Raw genomic sequence first — 16,049 nt, forward strand, 5'->3', positions numbered from 1 at the left:
TGAGTCGTAAAAAGGCTCTGTCATCGACCTAAAATATAGTCGTCTCTAACACCACCTTTAAACGCACCTTGTTCGGACCTCGTTCGACCAGGGCCGAACGAGGTCCGAACAATATAGGTAGAAAGTACGACGCATCTTTCGAACCCAAAAAAATTCCATAAAAAAAGTGATAGTGAAATTTATCACTACCACTTCTGATTATTTTTTCTAATGCAACACGCTCAAAAGATGAGCATAATCAAATTTATTTTATTGGTTTTCCTGTTGTAGATTTAAAATATTTCTGAGCTTCAGGAATGATTCTTTGTATCTGAGCTATCCTGGTTGCATCACTAGGGTGAGTACTTAAAAATTCAGGTGGTTTCTGGCTACCTTGAGCGGCCGCAGCCATTCTTTGCCAGAAAGCAATTGCGCTTTGAGGATTGTATCCTGCCATTGCCATAAATATAAGCCCCATCCTATCGGCTTCAAGCTCTTGATTACGAGAGTAGTTAAGCATCACTAAAGGTGTACCTACTCCATACAAGGTATTGAATATCGACTGCGTTTTTGAATTTTTTGATAATGCTACATTTCCGGCAGCCCCTATTCCCTGAGTAACCATTTGCTGCGACATACGTTCCGCTGAATGGCCTGCGATAGCGTGAGCAATCTCGTGCCCCATTACAGTTGCTAAACCGGCATCATCCTGTGTAACTGGCAATAATCCTGTATAAACTACAATTTTACCACCAGGCATACACCAGGCATTCATTTCTTTATTTTCTACAACATTTACTTCCCATTTATAGTCTTTAATTAAATCCGCATAGCCATTATTATTCATATAGCTTTTTACGGATAGGATAAGGCTATTTCCAATACGTTTAACGCGCTGAGCCTGGGCATTTGTTGTTGGTAAAACAGCTGTTTTATTTTCAGTAAGGAATTCACTATATGCCTGAAAAGCCATTGGCAATACCTGATCGTCGCTCACTAAATTTAACCTGCTCCTACCTGTTAACGGAACAGTAGAGCATGAGGAAAAGGCCAGTCCAATTGCGGTTACCCCTATTATTAATATCTTTTTCATTAGGTTAAGGTTAGTTAATTTGTCTTTTTTTAAACAGATACACTTTGGATTCTTTGCCTTTGAGTAGTCGTTCCAGGTTCTTTTGGTGGGTAACCAGAATAAGTATACAAACGCACATACCATACAAAACCTCTGACTTTATCGATGAATGGATGATAAACACTATACTTAATGGAAAGGTAAACCCTGCACAGATAGAACTTAAAGAAACATATTTAGTTGCCAGTAATACTACTACAAATACAAGAACACAAAACATTGCTGCTGTAAAGTTAACTGCCAAAATCATTCCAAAAAGAGTTGCTACACCTTTACCTCCCCTGAATCCGGCGAATATTGGAAACAAATGCCCCATAACCGCCGTAACACCCAAGGCAAGTTCATAATTAATAAACTGAGAAGAATTTTGAGGGCCGGTAACGGACAGACCTATAAAGTATGCAAGCTTAGTTGCAGTGTAACCTTTTGCAATATCAATTGTCATTACAGCAATACCGGCTTTTTTACCCAGTACCCTGAATGTATTGGTTGCCCCGGCATTACCACTCCCGTATTCCCTTACGTCTACACCGTAAAATGCCTGACCAAGCCAAACCGCTGTTGGTATAGAACCAAACAGGTAGGCTAAAAGAACTGCCGAAATAGAATAGATGGAAATCATAACCTAAAAGGCTTTTAAACTCATGTCTAAACTCTTAACAGAATGGGTTAATGCGCCCATAGAAATAAAATCTACTCCACAGGCAGCATATTCAGCAACATTTTCTTCAGTAATACCACCAGAGGCTTCTGTAATATACTTACCGTCGATTAATTTAACAGCCTCTTTAAGGTTATCAAAAGTAAAATTATCCAGCATAATTCTATTTACATTGCCACTTTGAAGTACCTCGTTCAACTCTGATAGATTCCTAACCTCAATCTCTATATCCAGAGCTTTATTCTTGTCTTTTAAATATTGATTTGCAGAGTTAATGGCATTAGCAATACCACCGGCATAGTCAACATGATTGTCTTTAATTAAAATCATATCATATAAACCGATACGATGATTTACTCCACCACCAATTCTTACTGCCCATTTCTCTAAATATCTTAATCCGGGGGTAGTTTTCCTTGTATCTAAAAGCTTTGTTTTATAATTACCTAATAGAGCTACTACTTGATTGGTTTTTGTTGCAATGCCACTCATGCGCTGCATACAGTTTAAAACCAAACGTTCAGCGAGTAAAATAGAATGGGTACTACCTGATACCGTTAAAACAATATCTCCGTACTTTACCGCAGCACCGTCATTGATAAATACTTCTATTTCTAATCTAGGGTCAATATGACTGAAGATTTGCAATGCCAATTCAACTCCGGCAACTATCCCATCTTCTTTAATTAGCAGTTTTGCTTTCCCCTGAGCATTTGCTGGTATGGTAGATAAGGAGGTATGATCTCCATCTCCTAAATCTTCAGCAATTGCGTTCTTTATAAATTGATCTATGATTTGCTTATCCAAAACTTAAATTTAAACCCAAAAATAGCATTTTACAACTATTTCTCAGTCTCAATTCTCAATTCAGTAATAAAAAAAGCATTGCCGGCCTTTTTCATTGTTATGGAAACCCTGAAAGTTCCATTCTTTGTTACAAGAGAAAGTGCTCCGTATCTGTAATTAGGATTGGTATTTAACCGATGAATTACAGATGATTTTAGTGGTACATATTTTGTAAAAAAACTTCTTAATATCTGTTCGGCTTGTGCTTTTGAATATACATCTTCATCATCAATTATGATTAAATCAACAGATGGAGAAAAATTTGCAGCTATTTCTTTTGAGTTACCGGCTTTAAAATGCGCCGACAGGCCATCAATAATATCGGCTTGTTTAGCTGCAAAAGAGGAAAAGTGCACAAAAAATATAAGTAATGAAAGTAGGGGCTTCATAATCTCTAAATAGCTAATACATATTAATGCACATAAACTATGCCATTAATAGCATAAAAATGACTTATAATACAAACTACACTTTATGCCTGACCATAAAATACATTGACATGTTCTTGTAAAAACAGACAAATATTAATATGAATTTTAATTAGGTTCTAAAAAAAGATACAATAGACTTATCTTTGTTAATAAACGAAAAGTAGACAATAATGAATAATAAGAAACTAGTATTACTTATCCTTGATGGCTGGGGTTATGGAAAAAAAGACGAATCTGATGCTGCTTATGCCGCTAACACCCCATTCTTTGATTCTCTATTAGAAAATTACCCAAACTCAAAGCTTGAGGCTTCGGGAGAAGCTGTTGGTTTACCAGCCGGACAAATGGGAAACTCGGAAGTTGGACATATGAACTTAGGTGCCGGACGCGTAGTGTACCAGGAACTGGGAAGAATCAACAAAGCAATAAGCGACAGAACATTACATCAGAATGAGATTTTACTAGATGCTTTTAATTATGCTAAAAACAACAATAAGAAAGTTCATTTTATAGGTCTTGTTTCAGACGGCGGTGTTCACGCTCACATTAATCATTTAAAGGCATTATGTGATGCTGCTACCGAGCAAGGGCTGAAAGATGTGTTTGTACATGCTTTTTTAGATGGAAGAGATACGGATCCTAATTCAGGACTAAACTTTATAAAAGACCTTAACCACCACTTAGAAACTTCTTCGGCGAAAATAGCCAGCTTAATTGGCCGTTATTATGCAATGGACAGAGATTCGAGATGGGAAAGAGTTAAACTTGCATATGACCTGATGACAAAAGGAATCGGTGAAACTGCAAGTGACCCGGCTTTCGCAATAGAGCAATCATATAAAGATGGTATAACAGATGAATTTATTAAACCCGTTGTAATTACAAATCCGGATGGTTCACCAGTTGCAACTATACAACCTGATGATGTGGTAATCTGTTTCAATTATAGAACAGACAGAGGAAGAGAAATTACTTCTGTATTAAGTCAGGCTGATTACCCAGATTTTGGAATGCATAAATTGCCATTGTATTATGTAACAATGACTACTTATGACGAAAGCTTCAACAATGTAAAAGTTATGTTTACTAAAGATGATCTTTCTCAAACTCTTGGCGAAGTATTAGAAAAAAATCATAAAAACCAAATCAGAATTGCAGAGACAGAAAAGTACCCTCACGTAACTTTCTTCTTTTCAGGCGGTAGAGAACAAGAATTCGAAAATGAAAAACGAATCCTTATTCCATCTCCAAAAGTAGCGACTTACGATTTACAGCCCGAAATGAGTGCTGCAGGTATTACAGAAGCAATTTGCAAAGAATTGGAAACTGGCTGGCCTGATTTTGTTTGCTTAAACTTTGCTAATCCTGATATGGTAGGCCACACTGGAGTATTTGACGCTGTTGTTAAAGCTGTTGAAACAGCTGATAGTTGTGCTGAAATTGTAGTAAATAAAGGAATTGAAAATGGATATTCGTTTATTATACTAGCCGATCATGGTAACTCTGAATATATGGTAAATGGTGATGGATCCGTTAACACGGCTCATACAACCAACCTTGTTCCTTGTATTTTAATAGATAAAGATTTCAAAACTGTTGCGGATGGTAAATTAGGTGACATTGCCCCTACTATTTTACAAATTTTAGGTATCCAAAAACCAGAAATCATGACTGGAAACAGTTTAGTATAATGAGAAACACAATCTTATTATTTTGCATTCTTTTGTTTTTTATCAGTTGTAGTAATTCAGCTGATAAAAAACAAAAGAATGATCTTACTTATTTTGATGTTAAAGGTTATTTTGAAAAAGAAGCTGCTAGGCTTACAAAAACAAATCCTTTAATCAACAAGGCTGTAAATGTAAACGGCGAGGGAGAGAGCAAATCCATGAAAATCTCAGACTGGAAAAAGGAATTAACGCTTTTTTCTGACGCTGATATTAACCGAGCTTCGTGGAAAGGTTTATTTCAACTCAAAAAATCGCAAGATCAGGAGCGCTATACTTCAAATAATGAGAAAGTACCTGTAAAGGAGTTATTGGTTTTTTATAAAAAAGATAAGGTGTCTGGATTTAAATTTCTAATAAAGAATACAAATTCCTTATATACCTCTGTTGACACTTTAACCTACTACCCCGATAGCTTGTACCAGATAAAGAAGATGCAGAATATTAAGTTGCTATCTGAAAAGACTTATACAGTTACAGGGATTTTCAAATAATAAAAAAGACCAATCTGATTAATCAAATTGGTCTTTTTTATTATTAAGTTATACTGCTATTACTTCAAACTAGCTACCTGAGCTTTTACATAATCTATCAGAGATATAATGTCTTTACGTTGTGGTTGTACCAGTAGTATTTTTTGAAAATCTGCAACTGAATTATTAAATAAAGCAACACAAGCCTTTTTCTCTACTGATTTTTTGATCTTATAAGATTTATAAATCCCATAATCTTTAAAGGCAAGTCCTCTATTCTGTAACAACTGAGGATCTTCTTCCCCATTTATCTCTATGGCTTTTGAGAAATCTTTAATTGCAGCAAGATAGAAGCTCTCTCTCATCTGATTCAATGATTCCTTAGGATCATTTGCGACATTTAGTCTAGCTTTACCTCTATAATAGTATGCAGAATAGTCTGAAGGTTTTAAAGTTATAAAACGACTGTATGTATTTATTGCATTTTCAAAATCGCCACACTGGTAGTATGAATAACCCAACATTTTTAAAACATTAGAATTATTAGGGTCTTTTGTATCGGCTTTTTCTAACTGAGCTACAGCTCCCTTATAATCGCCTTTAAGCCATGCTTGCATACCTAACTTATCGTAGTTATTGTTTTGTGCAATACTGCTGTTGGCCGAAATAACGAGTAATACCAGAATTGTTTGCTTGAAATAGTTCATTAAATTTTATTAAAAAATAAATATATTTAGTTTTATTCAATACCCTAACAAATTTTAAAACATTTTTTCCCCAGGGACCTCAGAATTTACAATAGGCAACTATCATACCATTTACAAATATGTTATAGTTAACGTTAAATAAGTGAAATTATGATAGGTCACCAAATTATTATTTTTTATCTGACTTTTTAACATAGAAAACAACTTATCTTAACTTTGGCACAGGAGTTGAAATTATAGCTATTCAATATAATTAATAATTTCGCAAGCGACATGCTGTCAGATTGTCGTTTTTTTTAATTTTAAGAAAGACTATTTAATGAGTAAACAAGATCAGTTTGATTTTAGCAATGCACTACCTATCATAAATGAAGATACAGAGTTCTTTCCATTGATGTCTCAACAAGACGAAGATGAAATGAACAATGAAGAAACACCAGAGGTCCTGCCAATACTCCCACTTAGAAACACAGTCTTATTTCCAGGTGTGGTGATCCCTATTACTGTAGGAAGAGATAAATCAATTAAATTAATAAAAGAAGCTTATAAAGGAGATCGAATTATTGGAGTTGTTTCACAGCGCGATGTTTCAATAGAAGACCCAACCTTTGAACAATTAAATAGTGTAGGTACGGTTGCCCATATTATAAAAATGCTTCAAATGCCTGATGGTAATACGACTGTAATTATCCAGGGTAAACAACGCTTCAGATTAATTGAAGAGGTTCAATCTGAACCTTATATTAAGGTAACTATCAATAAGTTTACAGAGGCTAAGCATAAAAGCGACAAAGAGTTTAAAGCCCTTGTTGCTTCTATTAAAGAGATGTCGAGCCAGATTATACAACTGTCTCCGAACATCCCAAGTGAGGCCGGAATTGCGTTAAAAAATATTGAGAGCACTTCTTTCCTGATTAACTTCATATCATCTAATATGAATGCAGATGTGGCTGACAAGCAAAAAATGCTTGAAATGACCAACCTGCGTGAACGTGCTACGATGGTAATGGAACTATTAACACTAGAGCTTCAAATGTTGGAGCTTAAAAGCCAGATCCAATCTAAGGTAAGAACAGACCTTGATAAGCAGCAAAGAGATTACTTCCTGAATCAGCAATTAAAAACCATACAGGAAGAACTGGGTGGTAATTCTTCAGATCTGGAGTATGAAGCGCTGCAAGTACGTGCTAAAAAGAAAAAATGGGCTTCGCAAATTGAAAGTCATTTCAATAAGGAGCTTGAAAAATTAGGCAGAATGAACCCTGCTGCACCAGATTATTCTGTTCAGATTAACTATCTTGAACTGCTTCTGGATTTACCTTGGAATGATTTCACCAAGGATAATTTTGACCTAAAACGTGCACAACGCATTTTAGATAAAGATCATTTTGGTCTGGAAAAAGTAAAACAGAGGATCATTGAGTATTTAGCTGTACTAAAGCTTAAACGTGATATGAAAGCTCCTATCATTTGTTTAGTTGGCCCTCCGGGAGTTGGTAAAACATCATTAGGAAAATCAATTGCAAAGGCTTTAAACAGGAAATATGTTCGTATGGCTCTGGGTGGCATACGTGATGAAGCTGAAATTCGCGGACATAGGAAAACCTATATTGGTGCAATGCCCGGCAGAATCATACAATCTATTAAAAAAGCAGGTGCAGCTAATCCCGTATTTGTTTTGGATGAGATTGATAAAGTAGGATCTGACTTTAGAGGGGATCCTTCATCTGCACTTTTAGAAGTATTGGATCCTGAGCAAAACAATGCATTTAATGATCATTATGTTGAGGCAGACTATGACCTGTCGAATGTACTTTTTATTGCAACTGCTAACTCTTTAAGTTCTATACAGCCAGCCTTATTGGATCGTATGGAGATCATTGAGGTGAATGGTTATACTATTGAAGAAAAAATAGAAATTGCCAAAAAGTATTTACTTCCAAAGCAGAAAGAACAACATGGTATTAAATCAAAAGATATTGCTTTAAAAAGTAATTTAATTGAAAAGGTAATCGAAGATTATACCCGTGAGTCAGGAGTTCGTGGTTTAGAGAAAAAAATCGGCTCTCTTGTACGTGGTGTGGCAACAAAAATTGCCATGGATGAAGCTTATGAACCTAATTTAAGTACTGAAGATGTTGAGCGCATACTTGGTGCTCCAATTTACGACAAGGACTTGTACGAAGGCAATGAAGTTGCAGGGGTAGTAACAGGATTAGCTTGGACTCAGGTTGGTGGTGATATTTTATTTATTGAAGCAAGCTTAAGTCCAGGTAAAGGGAAGTTAACCCTAACCGGTAATCTGGGCGAGGTAATGAAAGAATCTGCCATAATAGCATTGGCTTATTTAAGAGCTCATGCTGATTTATTTGACATCGATCATTTATTGTTTGACCAATGGGATATCCATGTCCACGTTCCGGCAGGAGCAACACCTAAAGATGGGCCGTCGGCTGGTATAACTATGTTAACAGCGCTAACCTCTGCATTTACTCAACGTAAAGTAAAACCTAATCTGGCAATGACCGGGGAGATCACATTACGTGGCAAAGTTTTACCTGTTGGCGGAATAAAAGAAAAGATACTTGCAGCAAAAAGAGCAAATATTAAAGATGTTATTCTTTGCAAATCAAATAAGAAAGATATACTGGAAATTAAAGAGAGTTATATTAAAGACCTTAACTTCCATTATGTATCTGAAATGAAAGAAGTAATTGAAATTGCATTAACTAAGGAAAAGGTTAAAAACCCTCAAAATCTTACTCTTAAATTAGGCCCAATTGCCAACTAATCATTTTTTGTTTAATATTGCGGTCAAACAAACTATTTAAGATGAAGAGAAATACCCTACTACTGACCATCCTGTTTTTAGCAATAGGATTCGGTAGTGTTTTTGCACAGGAAAGTGACCCTGCAGTAAAGCGAGCACAAAACATTTTTATTGAATTAGGCGGACAAGGCTTAACATTTACCGCAAATTATGATTCCCGTTTCACCAATAACAGAGACGGACTGGGCGGAAGAGCTGGTATAGGTTACTACGCTCAAGATGGAGATAAAATAACAACGGTGCCACTTTCCCTAAATTATTTGATGGGAAAAGGGAATAAGTTTTTTGAAATGGGCTTAGGTGCAACTTTTATCTCAACGAGCGGTAATAGCGAAGTTTTGTTCAATAAAAATGAAAGTAATGTAATTGGAACACTAAGTTTCTTTTATAGAGTACAGCCTGCTGATGGTGGCTTTTCATTTAGAGCAGGTTTGAGTCCTGTCTTTAGTAAAGACTTCTTTCTACCCTATTATGGTGGACTTAGTTTAGGATATACATTTTAGTCATTAAGTACTATATTAGACTCCGGTAATTTATACCGGAGTTTTTTTTTTTATAAAATCATCAAATGAACAGCAAATCTATTCTCTTATTTTCATTCCTTTCTATATTAGCATTTGGTGCTTCTGCTCAAACCTATAAAAATGAGTTCGGCTTTAAAAGCGACAATGACTCCTATCTTGCTCAAGGCTCGGATCGTTATTATACCAATGGTTTATTTATTGATTATCGCAGAGCGATGGATCAGAGTAAACTAAAAACCGGACTAGAAAAGAAAATCTATGAGATATCTGCAGGGCAAAAATTGTACAATCCTATTTCAGGTTACGCACCTGACCCTACAAAACAGGACAGGCCATTTGCCGGATATTTATATGTTGGAGGTGCCCTAAGTTGGTTTCATAGTAATGAAAGTGTATTAAAAACAAGTGTAGAAGTAGGTACCACGGGTCCTAATTCATTAGGTGAAGATGGGCAGGAACTATTGCATAATACAGTGGGCTTTTATGAGCTTGATGGCTGGCAATATCAAATTAAAAACGAAATGGCCCTGAATCTATCCGCTCAATATACGAAGCTATTACACCGTACCTCCAGTAATGCAATAGATTTTTCATTTGATGGTTATGCAAACGTAGGTACTACATTTAGTGGTGCTGGTGCAGGAATTCTATTTAGAGCCGGAGGGATTAACCAGTTGTTCAATTCAGCCTATACAAATGCTGTAATTGGAAATAATGCAAAAACAAAGGCACTAGTAAAAAGAGAAATCTTCTTTTATGCCAAGCCGCAATTGAACTTTGTTGCATATGACGCTACAGTTCAAGGAAGCATGTTTAACAATGATAGCCCGGTTACATTTGGTGTAAAACCTATTGTTTTTGCTCAACAAGTTGGATTTAATTACAGTTCTCAACGCTTCACATTTGATTTTGGAATGCTGTTTAAAACAAAAGAAATCAAAAGCTCTGCTAAAGCGCACCAATTCGGATCGATCAGTATGTTTTACCGGTTTAATTAGAAATTAGTCAAACTGCGGACGTCTTCTGCTTTCTTTTTTAGTCGCTTTTATTTGTTTATCGGCTAATCTTTTTCTAATTACTGATTTAGGAATCTTAGTGGGCTTTCTATCTTTCTGAATATGAAGTGCAGATTTCAGCAATGCAATTAACTTAACAATAGTTCGCTCTTTATTCATTAACTGACTCCGATCTTCTTGAGAAACGATGTGTAAGTTACCTTCTTGATCTAATCGATGAGCCAATCTCTCATTTAAAAGCGCTTTTTCCTCGTCATTTAAGAAAGGAACTGAATTGATATTTAAAATCAATTCAACCTTACTTGAAACCTTATTTACGTTTTGACCACCCTTACCTCCACTTCGAGAAGTTTTAAATAGCACAACCTTAACAATATCTTCCTTAGTGGGTATCATATGGCAAAAGTAAATATTTCTGCTACCACCATTTTAATTTATTAGAAATTTTGGTTGAAAATCATTCTTCAAAATATTAACTTTGCTTTATATGAGAAAAAACCTGGTTATAGCAATTGATGGCTATTCTTCTTGCGGAAAAAGTACTCTTGCAAAAGCTTTAGCCAAAAAACTAGGTTTTATTTATATTGACAGTGGTTCTATGTACCGAGCTGTTACATTATTCTTTATCCGCAATCAAGTAGACATTAGTAACGATGAAGCCGTTAAAGACGCCCTTCAACACATCGAATTAAACTTCCACTCTAGGGATTACGAATCTCACATCACTTTAAATGGAGAAGAAGTTTCTGAGGAAGTTAGACAAATGCCTGTTTCTGAAAGAGTTAGCGAGGTCTCTGCGAATAAGCTTGTGCGTAAAGAAATGGTAAAACAGCAACAACGCATGGGAAAATCGAAGAATATTGTAATGGATGGCCGAGATATAGGCACCACAGTATTTGCTGATGCACAGGTAAAGTTCTTTATGACTGCTGACCCTAAAATCAGGGCTGAACGTCGTTTCAAAGAATTACAAAGTAAGGGCGACACGACAACTTCACTTGAAGATGTTTTTGAAAACCTTGCACACAGGGACTATGCAGATACTACCCGTACTGAGAGCCCTTTAACCCGGGCTGAGGATGCCATTATCCTTGACAATACTGAATTGACACAGGAAGAGCAACTCAATTTTGCTCTTGAGCAGGCCCACCAGCATTTACCCGTCTGATTTTTTTGACTCTAGCCAAATAATTAATCACTTCATTACTTTTCTGCAAAGCTTTAGTTACAAAAGCTCAGGTAGCCTAAACATTACATTTTGATGTTTTATCTATTTTAAAGTATCAATAATTTCGCAACCCGATAGTTAATATCCTAAAAAACTGCTACAACAATGAAAACAAAGATCCAATCTATTTACTTTTTATTACCAATTTTATTTATCATTAGTTCTTGCGGAAGTAATGATAAGAAAAAGGATGCCGGAGCTGCAAATCAGGTCCAGGCCTATCCTGTTGTTGCATTAGCAGCTCAATCTACCACTCTTGAAACAGATTATCCTGCTACAATTGAAGGTATCCAAAATGTAGACATCAGACCAAAAGTTGATGGTTTTATTGAGAAAATTTACGTTGATGAAGGTGCCGTAGTAAAAAAAGGCCAACAGCTTTTTAGTATTAATGCTCCACAATATGAACAATTGGTTAGAACTGCAGCCGCAGCGATCAGCAGTGCTGAAGCGGATGTAAATGCAGCCGAATTGCAAGTAAACAAAACAAAACCGCTAGTAGAAAAGGATATCATTAGTAAGTATGACCTTGACGCAGCACAACTTACTCTTCAAAGTAGAAAAGCGGCATTGGCACAAGCCAAAGCTGAGCTCGTTAATGCGAAAGTAAACCTTGGTTACACTACAATTACGAGTCCTGTTGACGGTGTAATTGGTAGTATTCCTTTTAAAACCGGTAGTTTGGTAAGCGGCACTAGTGCTCAACCACTAACTACAGTATCAAACATTTCAAAGGTTTATGCTTATTTCTCTCTAAATGAGAAGCAGCTACTAGACTTTTCAAGGAACTTTAAAGGTGCAACTCTTGAAGCTCAGATGAAAAATATTCCGGCTGTATCATTAGTGTTAGCAGATGGAAGCCCATATGCTGAGAATGGAAAAATTGAGTCGATAAATGGTCTAATAAATACTACCACAGGATCTGCTAGCTTAAGGGCTACTTTTTCGAACCCAAATAAACTTCTAAGAAGTGGTGCCAGCGCATCGGTACGTATTCCTCAACATTTAGAGAATGTTATTCTCATCCCTCAAAAATCGACTACAGATTTACAAGGTAAAAAGTTTGTATATGTTGTTGATAGTAAAGGAATCATTAAAAACACTGAAATCGAGATCATGGAAATTGCAAAAGGTAATTTCTATGTAGTAACCAAAGGCCTTAATGCCGGAGATAAGATTGTACTTGAAGGTTTCCAATCCTTAAAAGATGGTGCAGAGATCAAACCGGAAGAGAAAAGTACAGATTCAGTATTCGCTGATCTTAAAAAATAAATAACAGTTTATCCAATCCGGCAATAGCCGGTTGAAACAGAATATATGTTTAAGAAATTTATAGAGAGACCTGTTTTATCGACAGTTATATCCATTATAATTGTAATACTGGGGATACTAGGTTTAATTACCTTACCAGTATCTCAGTATCCAGAAATTGCCCCACCAACTGTCCAGGTATCTGCATCCTATCAGGGTGCTAATGCTGACGTTGTAATGAACAGTGTTGTTGTTCCACTAGAAGAACAAATTAACGGTGTTGAGGATATGACTTACATGACCTCAACAGCTAGTAATGATGGTACTGCTACAATTACTGTGAACTTTAAACTGGGTACAAATCCGGATCTTGCAGCAGTAAACGTTCAGAATCGTGTATCAAGGGCAACTAGTTTATTACCCGCAGAAGTTACACGTTCCGGAGTAATTACAGCAAAGAAGCAAGCAAGTAACGTTTTGATATTTGGTATTTACAGTGATAATCCATCCTATGACCAAACCTTCCTTCAAAACTACTCCAATATCAATTTGATCCCTCAAATTAAGCGTATTAATGGAGTTGGTGATGCTACTGCTTTTGGTTTAATGGATTATACCATGCGTATCTGGCTTAAACCTGAGATAATGGCAACTTATGGTTTAGTACCAAACGATATTAACGTAGCCCTTGCAGAACAAAACGTTGAAGCAGCGCCAGGTCAGTTTGGAGAGCAGGGTAACCAATCTTTCCAATACACACTAAAATATTCAGGACGCTTAAAAAATGAAAGCGAGTTTAGTAATATCATTATCAGAACTGCGGCTAATGGCCAGGTTCTACGACTTAAAGATATTGCCAGAATTGAATTGGGAGCTCAAAGTTATGCCAGTTCTGTACGTTTTGATGGTAAGCCTGCATTAGGTATCGCCATAAATCAAACCGCTGGATCTAATGCAAAAGATGTTATTGAAGGTGCAATAAAGGTTTTGGATGATGCATCAGTTAACTTCCCTAAAGGTGTTCATTATGCACCACTTGTAAACGTTAATGATTTTCTTGATGCATCAATTGAAAAAGTAATACATACACTGGTTGAAGCATTTATACTTGTGTTTTTAGTTGTATTTATATTTCTTCAGGATTTCCGTTCAACCTTAATTCCGGCAATTAGTGTTCCGGTAGCTATTATTGGTACATTCTTTTTCTTAAACCTTTTTGGTTTTACCATAAACTTGCTAACACTATTTGCTCTCGTACTAGCCATTGGTATTGTTGTGGATGATGCCATCGTGGTAGTTGAAGCAGTACACGCCAAGCTCGACCATGGGTATAAATCAGCCAAGAAAGCTACCATCGATGCCATGGAAGATATTACAGGTGCAATTATATCCATTACCTTGGTTATGGCTGCTGTATTTATCCCTGTAAGTTTTATTCAGGGCTCTTCGGGGGTATTCTATAAGCAATTTGGTTTAACACTAGCTATTGCCATCATACTATCAGCTATTAATGCATTAACATTAAGTCCGGCCCTTTGTGCGTTGTTCTTAAAACCACATGAAGAAGATCATGATAAGAAGAAAAGCTTCCTGCAAAAATTCTATGTAGGATTTAATACATCATTTGACATGATGACCAACAGATACAAGAGATCTGTTAAATTTCTTGCAAGAAGGAAATGGATTGCTGGTTTAGGTATAGCTGTTTTCACCGTTGTTTTAGTTTGGACAATGAATACCACTCCAAAAGGATTTGTTCCTAATGAGGATTTGGGTACCATTATGTCTGATATTTCATTGCCAGCTTCTACATCACAAGAGCGCACTAATGAGGTTATTGCACAAATTGACAGTATTGTACACTCTATTCCAGAGGTTAAAAACTCAATTAGAGTAGTTGGTAGAAGTATGATCAGTGGATCAGGTAGTTCTTATGGTATGGTAATTTCACGACTTAAACCATGGAATGAAAGAACCCGTGACGTGAAACAGATTATCGGTGAATTATTTGGTAAAACTGCAGGTATCAAAGGTGCCAAAGTCATTTTCTTTGCACCACCTACAATCCAGGGTTTTGGTACAAGTGGCGGTTTTGAGTTCCAATTACAAGATAAAACAGGTGGAGATATTAATAAGTTTAATGCTGTAGGGAACGAGTTTTTAGCTGCGCTTAGTAAACGACCTGAAATTCAATATGCGTCTACATCGTTTAATCCAAACTTCCCACAATACCAAATTGATGTGAATGTTGCCACTGTAAAACAAGCAGGGCTAACTGTTACTGATGTTTTAAGTGTTTTACAAGGTTATTATGGTGGTGTTTATGCATCAAACTTTAATAAATACGGAAAACAATACCGTGTAATGTTCCAGGCTGATGCTCAATACAGAGCAAACCAGGCTAGTTTAAATAACATATATGTAAGAAATGCGAGTGGAAAAATGGCACCTGTAAGTGAGTTTATAACTTTAACTAAAGTTTATGGCCCTCAGGCAATCTCTCGTTTTAACTTGTTTACTTCTATTGCAGTAACCGGAAATCCAAATAATGGATATAGTTCTGGTGATGCACTAAAAGCTGTGCAAGAAGAAGCTGCGATACACTTACCGGTTGGTTATGGTTATGAATTTTCAGGTCTATCTCGCGAGGAGATGTCGAGCGGTAGTCAAACCATTTTTATATTCCTGCTTTGCGTTGTGTTTGTGTACTTCTTGCTTTGTGCTCAATACGAGAGTTACATATTACCGCTAGCAGTTCTAATCTCTCTTCCTATTGGATTGGCAGGTGTATTTATTTTTGATAAGATCTTCGGAATCGACAACAATATTTATACTCAAATTACCCTAATCATGCTTGTTGGGCTACTCGCGAAAAATGCCATTTTGATTGTCGAGTTTGCTGTAGACAGGAGAAGAAAAGGTATGAGCATAGTAAATTCTGCAATCAATGGTGCAACGGCACGTTTACGTCCTATTTTAATGACTTCGTTTGCTTTTATCCTTGGGTTATTACCTTTAATGCTTTCAACAGGAGTTGGTGCTGCAGGTAATAAATCTATTGGTACAGGTGCTGTCGGTGGTATGCTTATAGGAACGATATTTGGAATATTTGTTATCCCTGCTTTATTTATCATTTTCCAGACTTTACAAGAAAAGGTAAGCAACAAATCTCCTTTTGAGGAGGGGATTGTTAAAGAACAAGGAGAACTTGATTTCCCGGCAATAGATACCCGTGAACATTAAA

General features: G+C 36.3%; 14 protein-coding genes. 8 read left to right on the forward strand and 6 right to left on the reverse strand.

Annotation, left to right across the window (positions count from 1 at the left end; genetic code table 11):
- Positions 1 to 244: 244 nt before the first annotated feature.
- Genes J1905_RS21060 through J1905_RS21075 form a run of 4 tightly spaced genes read right to left on the reverse strand, consistent with a single transcriptional unit; the run spans position 245 to position 3,007 of the window.
- The gene (locus tag J1905_RS21060) at positions 245 to 1,072 is read right to left on the reverse strand and encodes a M48 family metallopeptidase (protein WP_214229194.1); all 828 of its coding nucleotides are present in this window, start codon (positions 1,070 to 1,072) and stop codon (positions 245 to 247) included.
- 10 nt (positions 1,073 to 1,082) lie between these two features.
- On the reverse strand, positions 1,083 to 1,733 hold the full coding sequence (plsY, locus tag J1905_RS21065) for a glycerol-3-phosphate 1-O-acyltransferase PlsY (protein ID WP_214229195.1): 651 nt from the start codon (positions 1,731 to 1,733) through the stop codon (positions 1,083 to 1,085).
- A 3-nt stretch (positions 1,734 to 1,736) separates the two neighbouring features.
- Entirely contained in the window at positions 1,737 to 2,579 is an 843-nt protein-coding gene (gene nadC / locus J1905_RS21070) for a carboxylating nicotinate-nucleotide diphosphorylase (RefSeq protein ID WP_214229196.1), read from the reverse strand.
- Positions 2,580 to 2,614: 35 nt separating this feature from the next.
- Positions 2,615 to 3,007 carry a DUF4783 domain-containing protein gene (locus J1905_RS21075; protein WP_214229197.1) on the reverse strand — a complete coding sequence of 131 codons (393 nt, stop codon included), beginning with the start codon at positions 3,005 to 3,007 and terminating at the stop codon, positions 2,615 to 2,617.
- Positions 3,008 to 3,219: 212 nt separating this feature from the next.
- Here J1905_RS21075 and gpmI point away from each other — a divergent pair, with 212 nt between their 5' ends.
- Both gpmI and J1905_RS21085 read left to right on the forward strand, forming a co-directional pair.
- Positions 3,220 to 4,740, forward strand: coding sequence for a 2,3-bisphosphoglycerate-independent phosphoglycerate mutase (gene gpmI / locus J1905_RS21080; RefSeq protein ID WP_214229198.1), 1,521 nt, complete (start codon positions 3,220 to 3,222; stop codon positions 4,738 to 4,740).
- Positions 4,740 to 5,270 (forward strand): hypothetical protein, encoded by a 531-nt coding sequence (locus tag J1905_RS21085; RefSeq protein ID WP_214229199.1) that lies wholly within the window; start codon positions 4,740 to 4,742, stop codon positions 5,268 to 5,270. The genes gpmI and J1905_RS21085 overlap by 1 nt, the downstream gene beginning before the upstream one ends.
- A 59-nt stretch (positions 5,271 to 5,329) precedes the next feature.
- Here J1905_RS21085 and J1905_RS21090 read toward each other — a convergent pair whose 3' ends face one another.
- Positions 5,330 to 5,956 carry a tetratricopeptide repeat protein gene (locus tag J1905_RS21090; protein ID WP_214229200.1) on the reverse strand — a complete coding sequence of 209 codons (627 nt, stop codon included), beginning with the start codon at positions 5,954 to 5,956 and terminating at the stop codon, positions 5,330 to 5,332.
- Positions 5,957 to 6,275: 319 nt separating this feature from the next.
- Here J1905_RS21090 and lon point away from each other — a divergent pair, with 319 nt between their 5' ends.
- The 3 genes from lon (at position 6,276) to J1905_RS21105 (ending at position 10,308) form a co-directional block, all read left to right on the forward strand.
- Entirely contained in the window at positions 6,276 to 8,747 is a 2,472-nt protein-coding gene (lon, locus tag J1905_RS21095; RefSeq protein WP_214229201.1) for an endopeptidase La, read from the forward strand.
- 41 nt (positions 8,748 to 8,788) lie between these two features.
- On the forward strand, positions 8,789 to 9,289 hold the full coding sequence (locus J1905_RS21100; protein WP_214229202.1) for a hypothetical protein: 501 nt from the start codon (positions 8,789 to 8,791) through the stop codon (positions 9,287 to 9,289).
- A 65-nt stretch (positions 9,290 to 9,354) separates the two neighbouring features.
- Positions 9,355 to 10,308, forward strand: a complete 954-nt coding sequence (locus J1905_RS21105) for a lipid A deacylase LpxR family protein (protein ID WP_214229203.1) — start codon at positions 9,355 to 9,357, stop codon at positions 10,306 to 10,308.
- 3 nt (positions 10,309 to 10,311) lie between these two features.
- Here the strand turns inward: J1905_RS21105 and arfB are convergent, their stop codons facing one another.
- Positions 10,312 to 10,722: an alternative ribosome rescue aminoacyl-tRNA hydrolase ArfB gene (arfB, locus tag J1905_RS21110; protein WP_214229204.1), complete on the reverse strand. Its 411-nt coding sequence runs from the start codon at positions 10,720 to 10,722 to the stop codon at positions 10,312 to 10,314.
- A 91-nt stretch (positions 10,723 to 10,813) separates the two neighbouring features.
- Here arfB and cmk point away from each other — a divergent pair, with 91 nt between their 5' ends.
- The 3 genes from cmk to J1905_RS21125 all read left to right on the forward strand — a co-directional run bounded on the left by cmk (position 10,814) and on the right by J1905_RS21125 (position 16,048).
- Entirely contained in the window at positions 10,814 to 11,494 is a 681-nt protein-coding gene (gene cmk / locus J1905_RS21115; protein ID WP_214229205.1) for a (d)CMP kinase, read from the forward strand.
- 165 nt (positions 11,495 to 11,659) lie between these two features.
- The gene (locus tag J1905_RS21120) at positions 11,660 to 12,826 is read left to right on the forward strand and encodes an efflux RND transporter periplasmic adaptor subunit (protein ID WP_214229206.1); all 1,167 of its coding nucleotides are present in this window, start codon (positions 11,660 to 11,662) and stop codon (positions 12,824 to 12,826) included.
- A gap of 45 nt (positions 12,827 to 12,871) precedes the next feature.
- On the forward strand, positions 12,872 to 16,048 hold the full coding sequence (locus tag J1905_RS21125; protein ID WP_214229207.1) for an efflux RND transporter permease subunit: 3,177 nt from the start codon (positions 12,872 to 12,874) through the stop codon (positions 16,046 to 16,048).
- The last annotated feature ends 1 nt before the right edge of the window (position 16,049 follow it).

The organism is Pedobacter sp. B4-66 (assembly GCF_018492665.1).
Taxonomy (GTDB): Bacteria; Bacteroidota; Bacteroidia; order Sphingobacteriales; family Sphingobacteriaceae; genus Pedobacter.

Excerpts from the sequence above, each read along its gene's own strand:
- J1905_RS21060 (WP_214229194.1), bottom strand. The coding sequence starts at position 1,072 with ATGAAAAAGATATTAATAATAGGGGTAACCGCAATTGGACTGGCCTTT.
- plsY (WP_214229195.1), bottom strand. The coding sequence starts at position 1,733 with ATGATTTCCATCTATTCTATTTCGGCAGTTCTTTTAGCCTACCTGTTT.
- J1905_RS21075 (WP_214229197.1), bottom strand. The coding sequence starts at position 3,007 with ATGAAGCCCCTACTTTCATTACTTATATTTTTTGTGCACTTTTCCTCT.
- gpmI (WP_214229198.1), top strand. The coding sequence starts at position 3,220 with ATGAATAATAAGAAACTAGTATTACTTATCCTTGATGGCTGGGGTTAT.
- J1905_RS21085 (WP_214229199.1), top strand. The coding sequence starts at position 4,740 with ATGAGAAACACAATCTTATTATTTTGCATTCTTTTGTTTTTTATCAGT.
- J1905_RS21090 (WP_214229200.1), bottom strand. The coding sequence starts at position 5,956 with ATGAACTATTTCAAGCAAACAATTCTGGTATTACTCGTTATTTCGGCC.
- lon (WP_214229201.1), top strand. The coding sequence starts at position 6,276 with ATGAGTAAACAAGATCAGTTTGATTTTAGCAATGCACTACCTATCATA.
- J1905_RS21100 (WP_214229202.1), top strand. The coding sequence starts at position 8,789 with ATGAAGAGAAATACCCTACTACTGACCATCCTGTTTTTAGCAATAGGA.
- J1905_RS21105 (WP_214229203.1), top strand. The coding sequence starts at position 9,355 with ATGAACAGCAAATCTATTCTCTTATTTTCATTCCTTTCTATATTAGCA.
- arfB (WP_214229204.1), bottom strand. The coding sequence starts at position 10,722 with ATGATACCCACTAAGGAAGATATTGTTAAGGTTGTGCTATTTAAAACT.
- cmk (WP_214229205.1), top strand. The coding sequence starts at position 10,814 with ATGAGAAAAAACCTGGTTATAGCAATTGATGGCTATTCTTCTTGCGGA.
- J1905_RS21120 (WP_214229206.1), top strand. The coding sequence starts at position 11,660 with ATGAAAACAAAGATCCAATCTATTTACTTTTTATTACCAATTTTATTT.
- J1905_RS21125 (WP_214229207.1), top strand. The coding sequence starts at position 12,872 with ATGTTTAAGAAATTTATAGAGAGACCTGTTTTATCGACAGTTATATCC.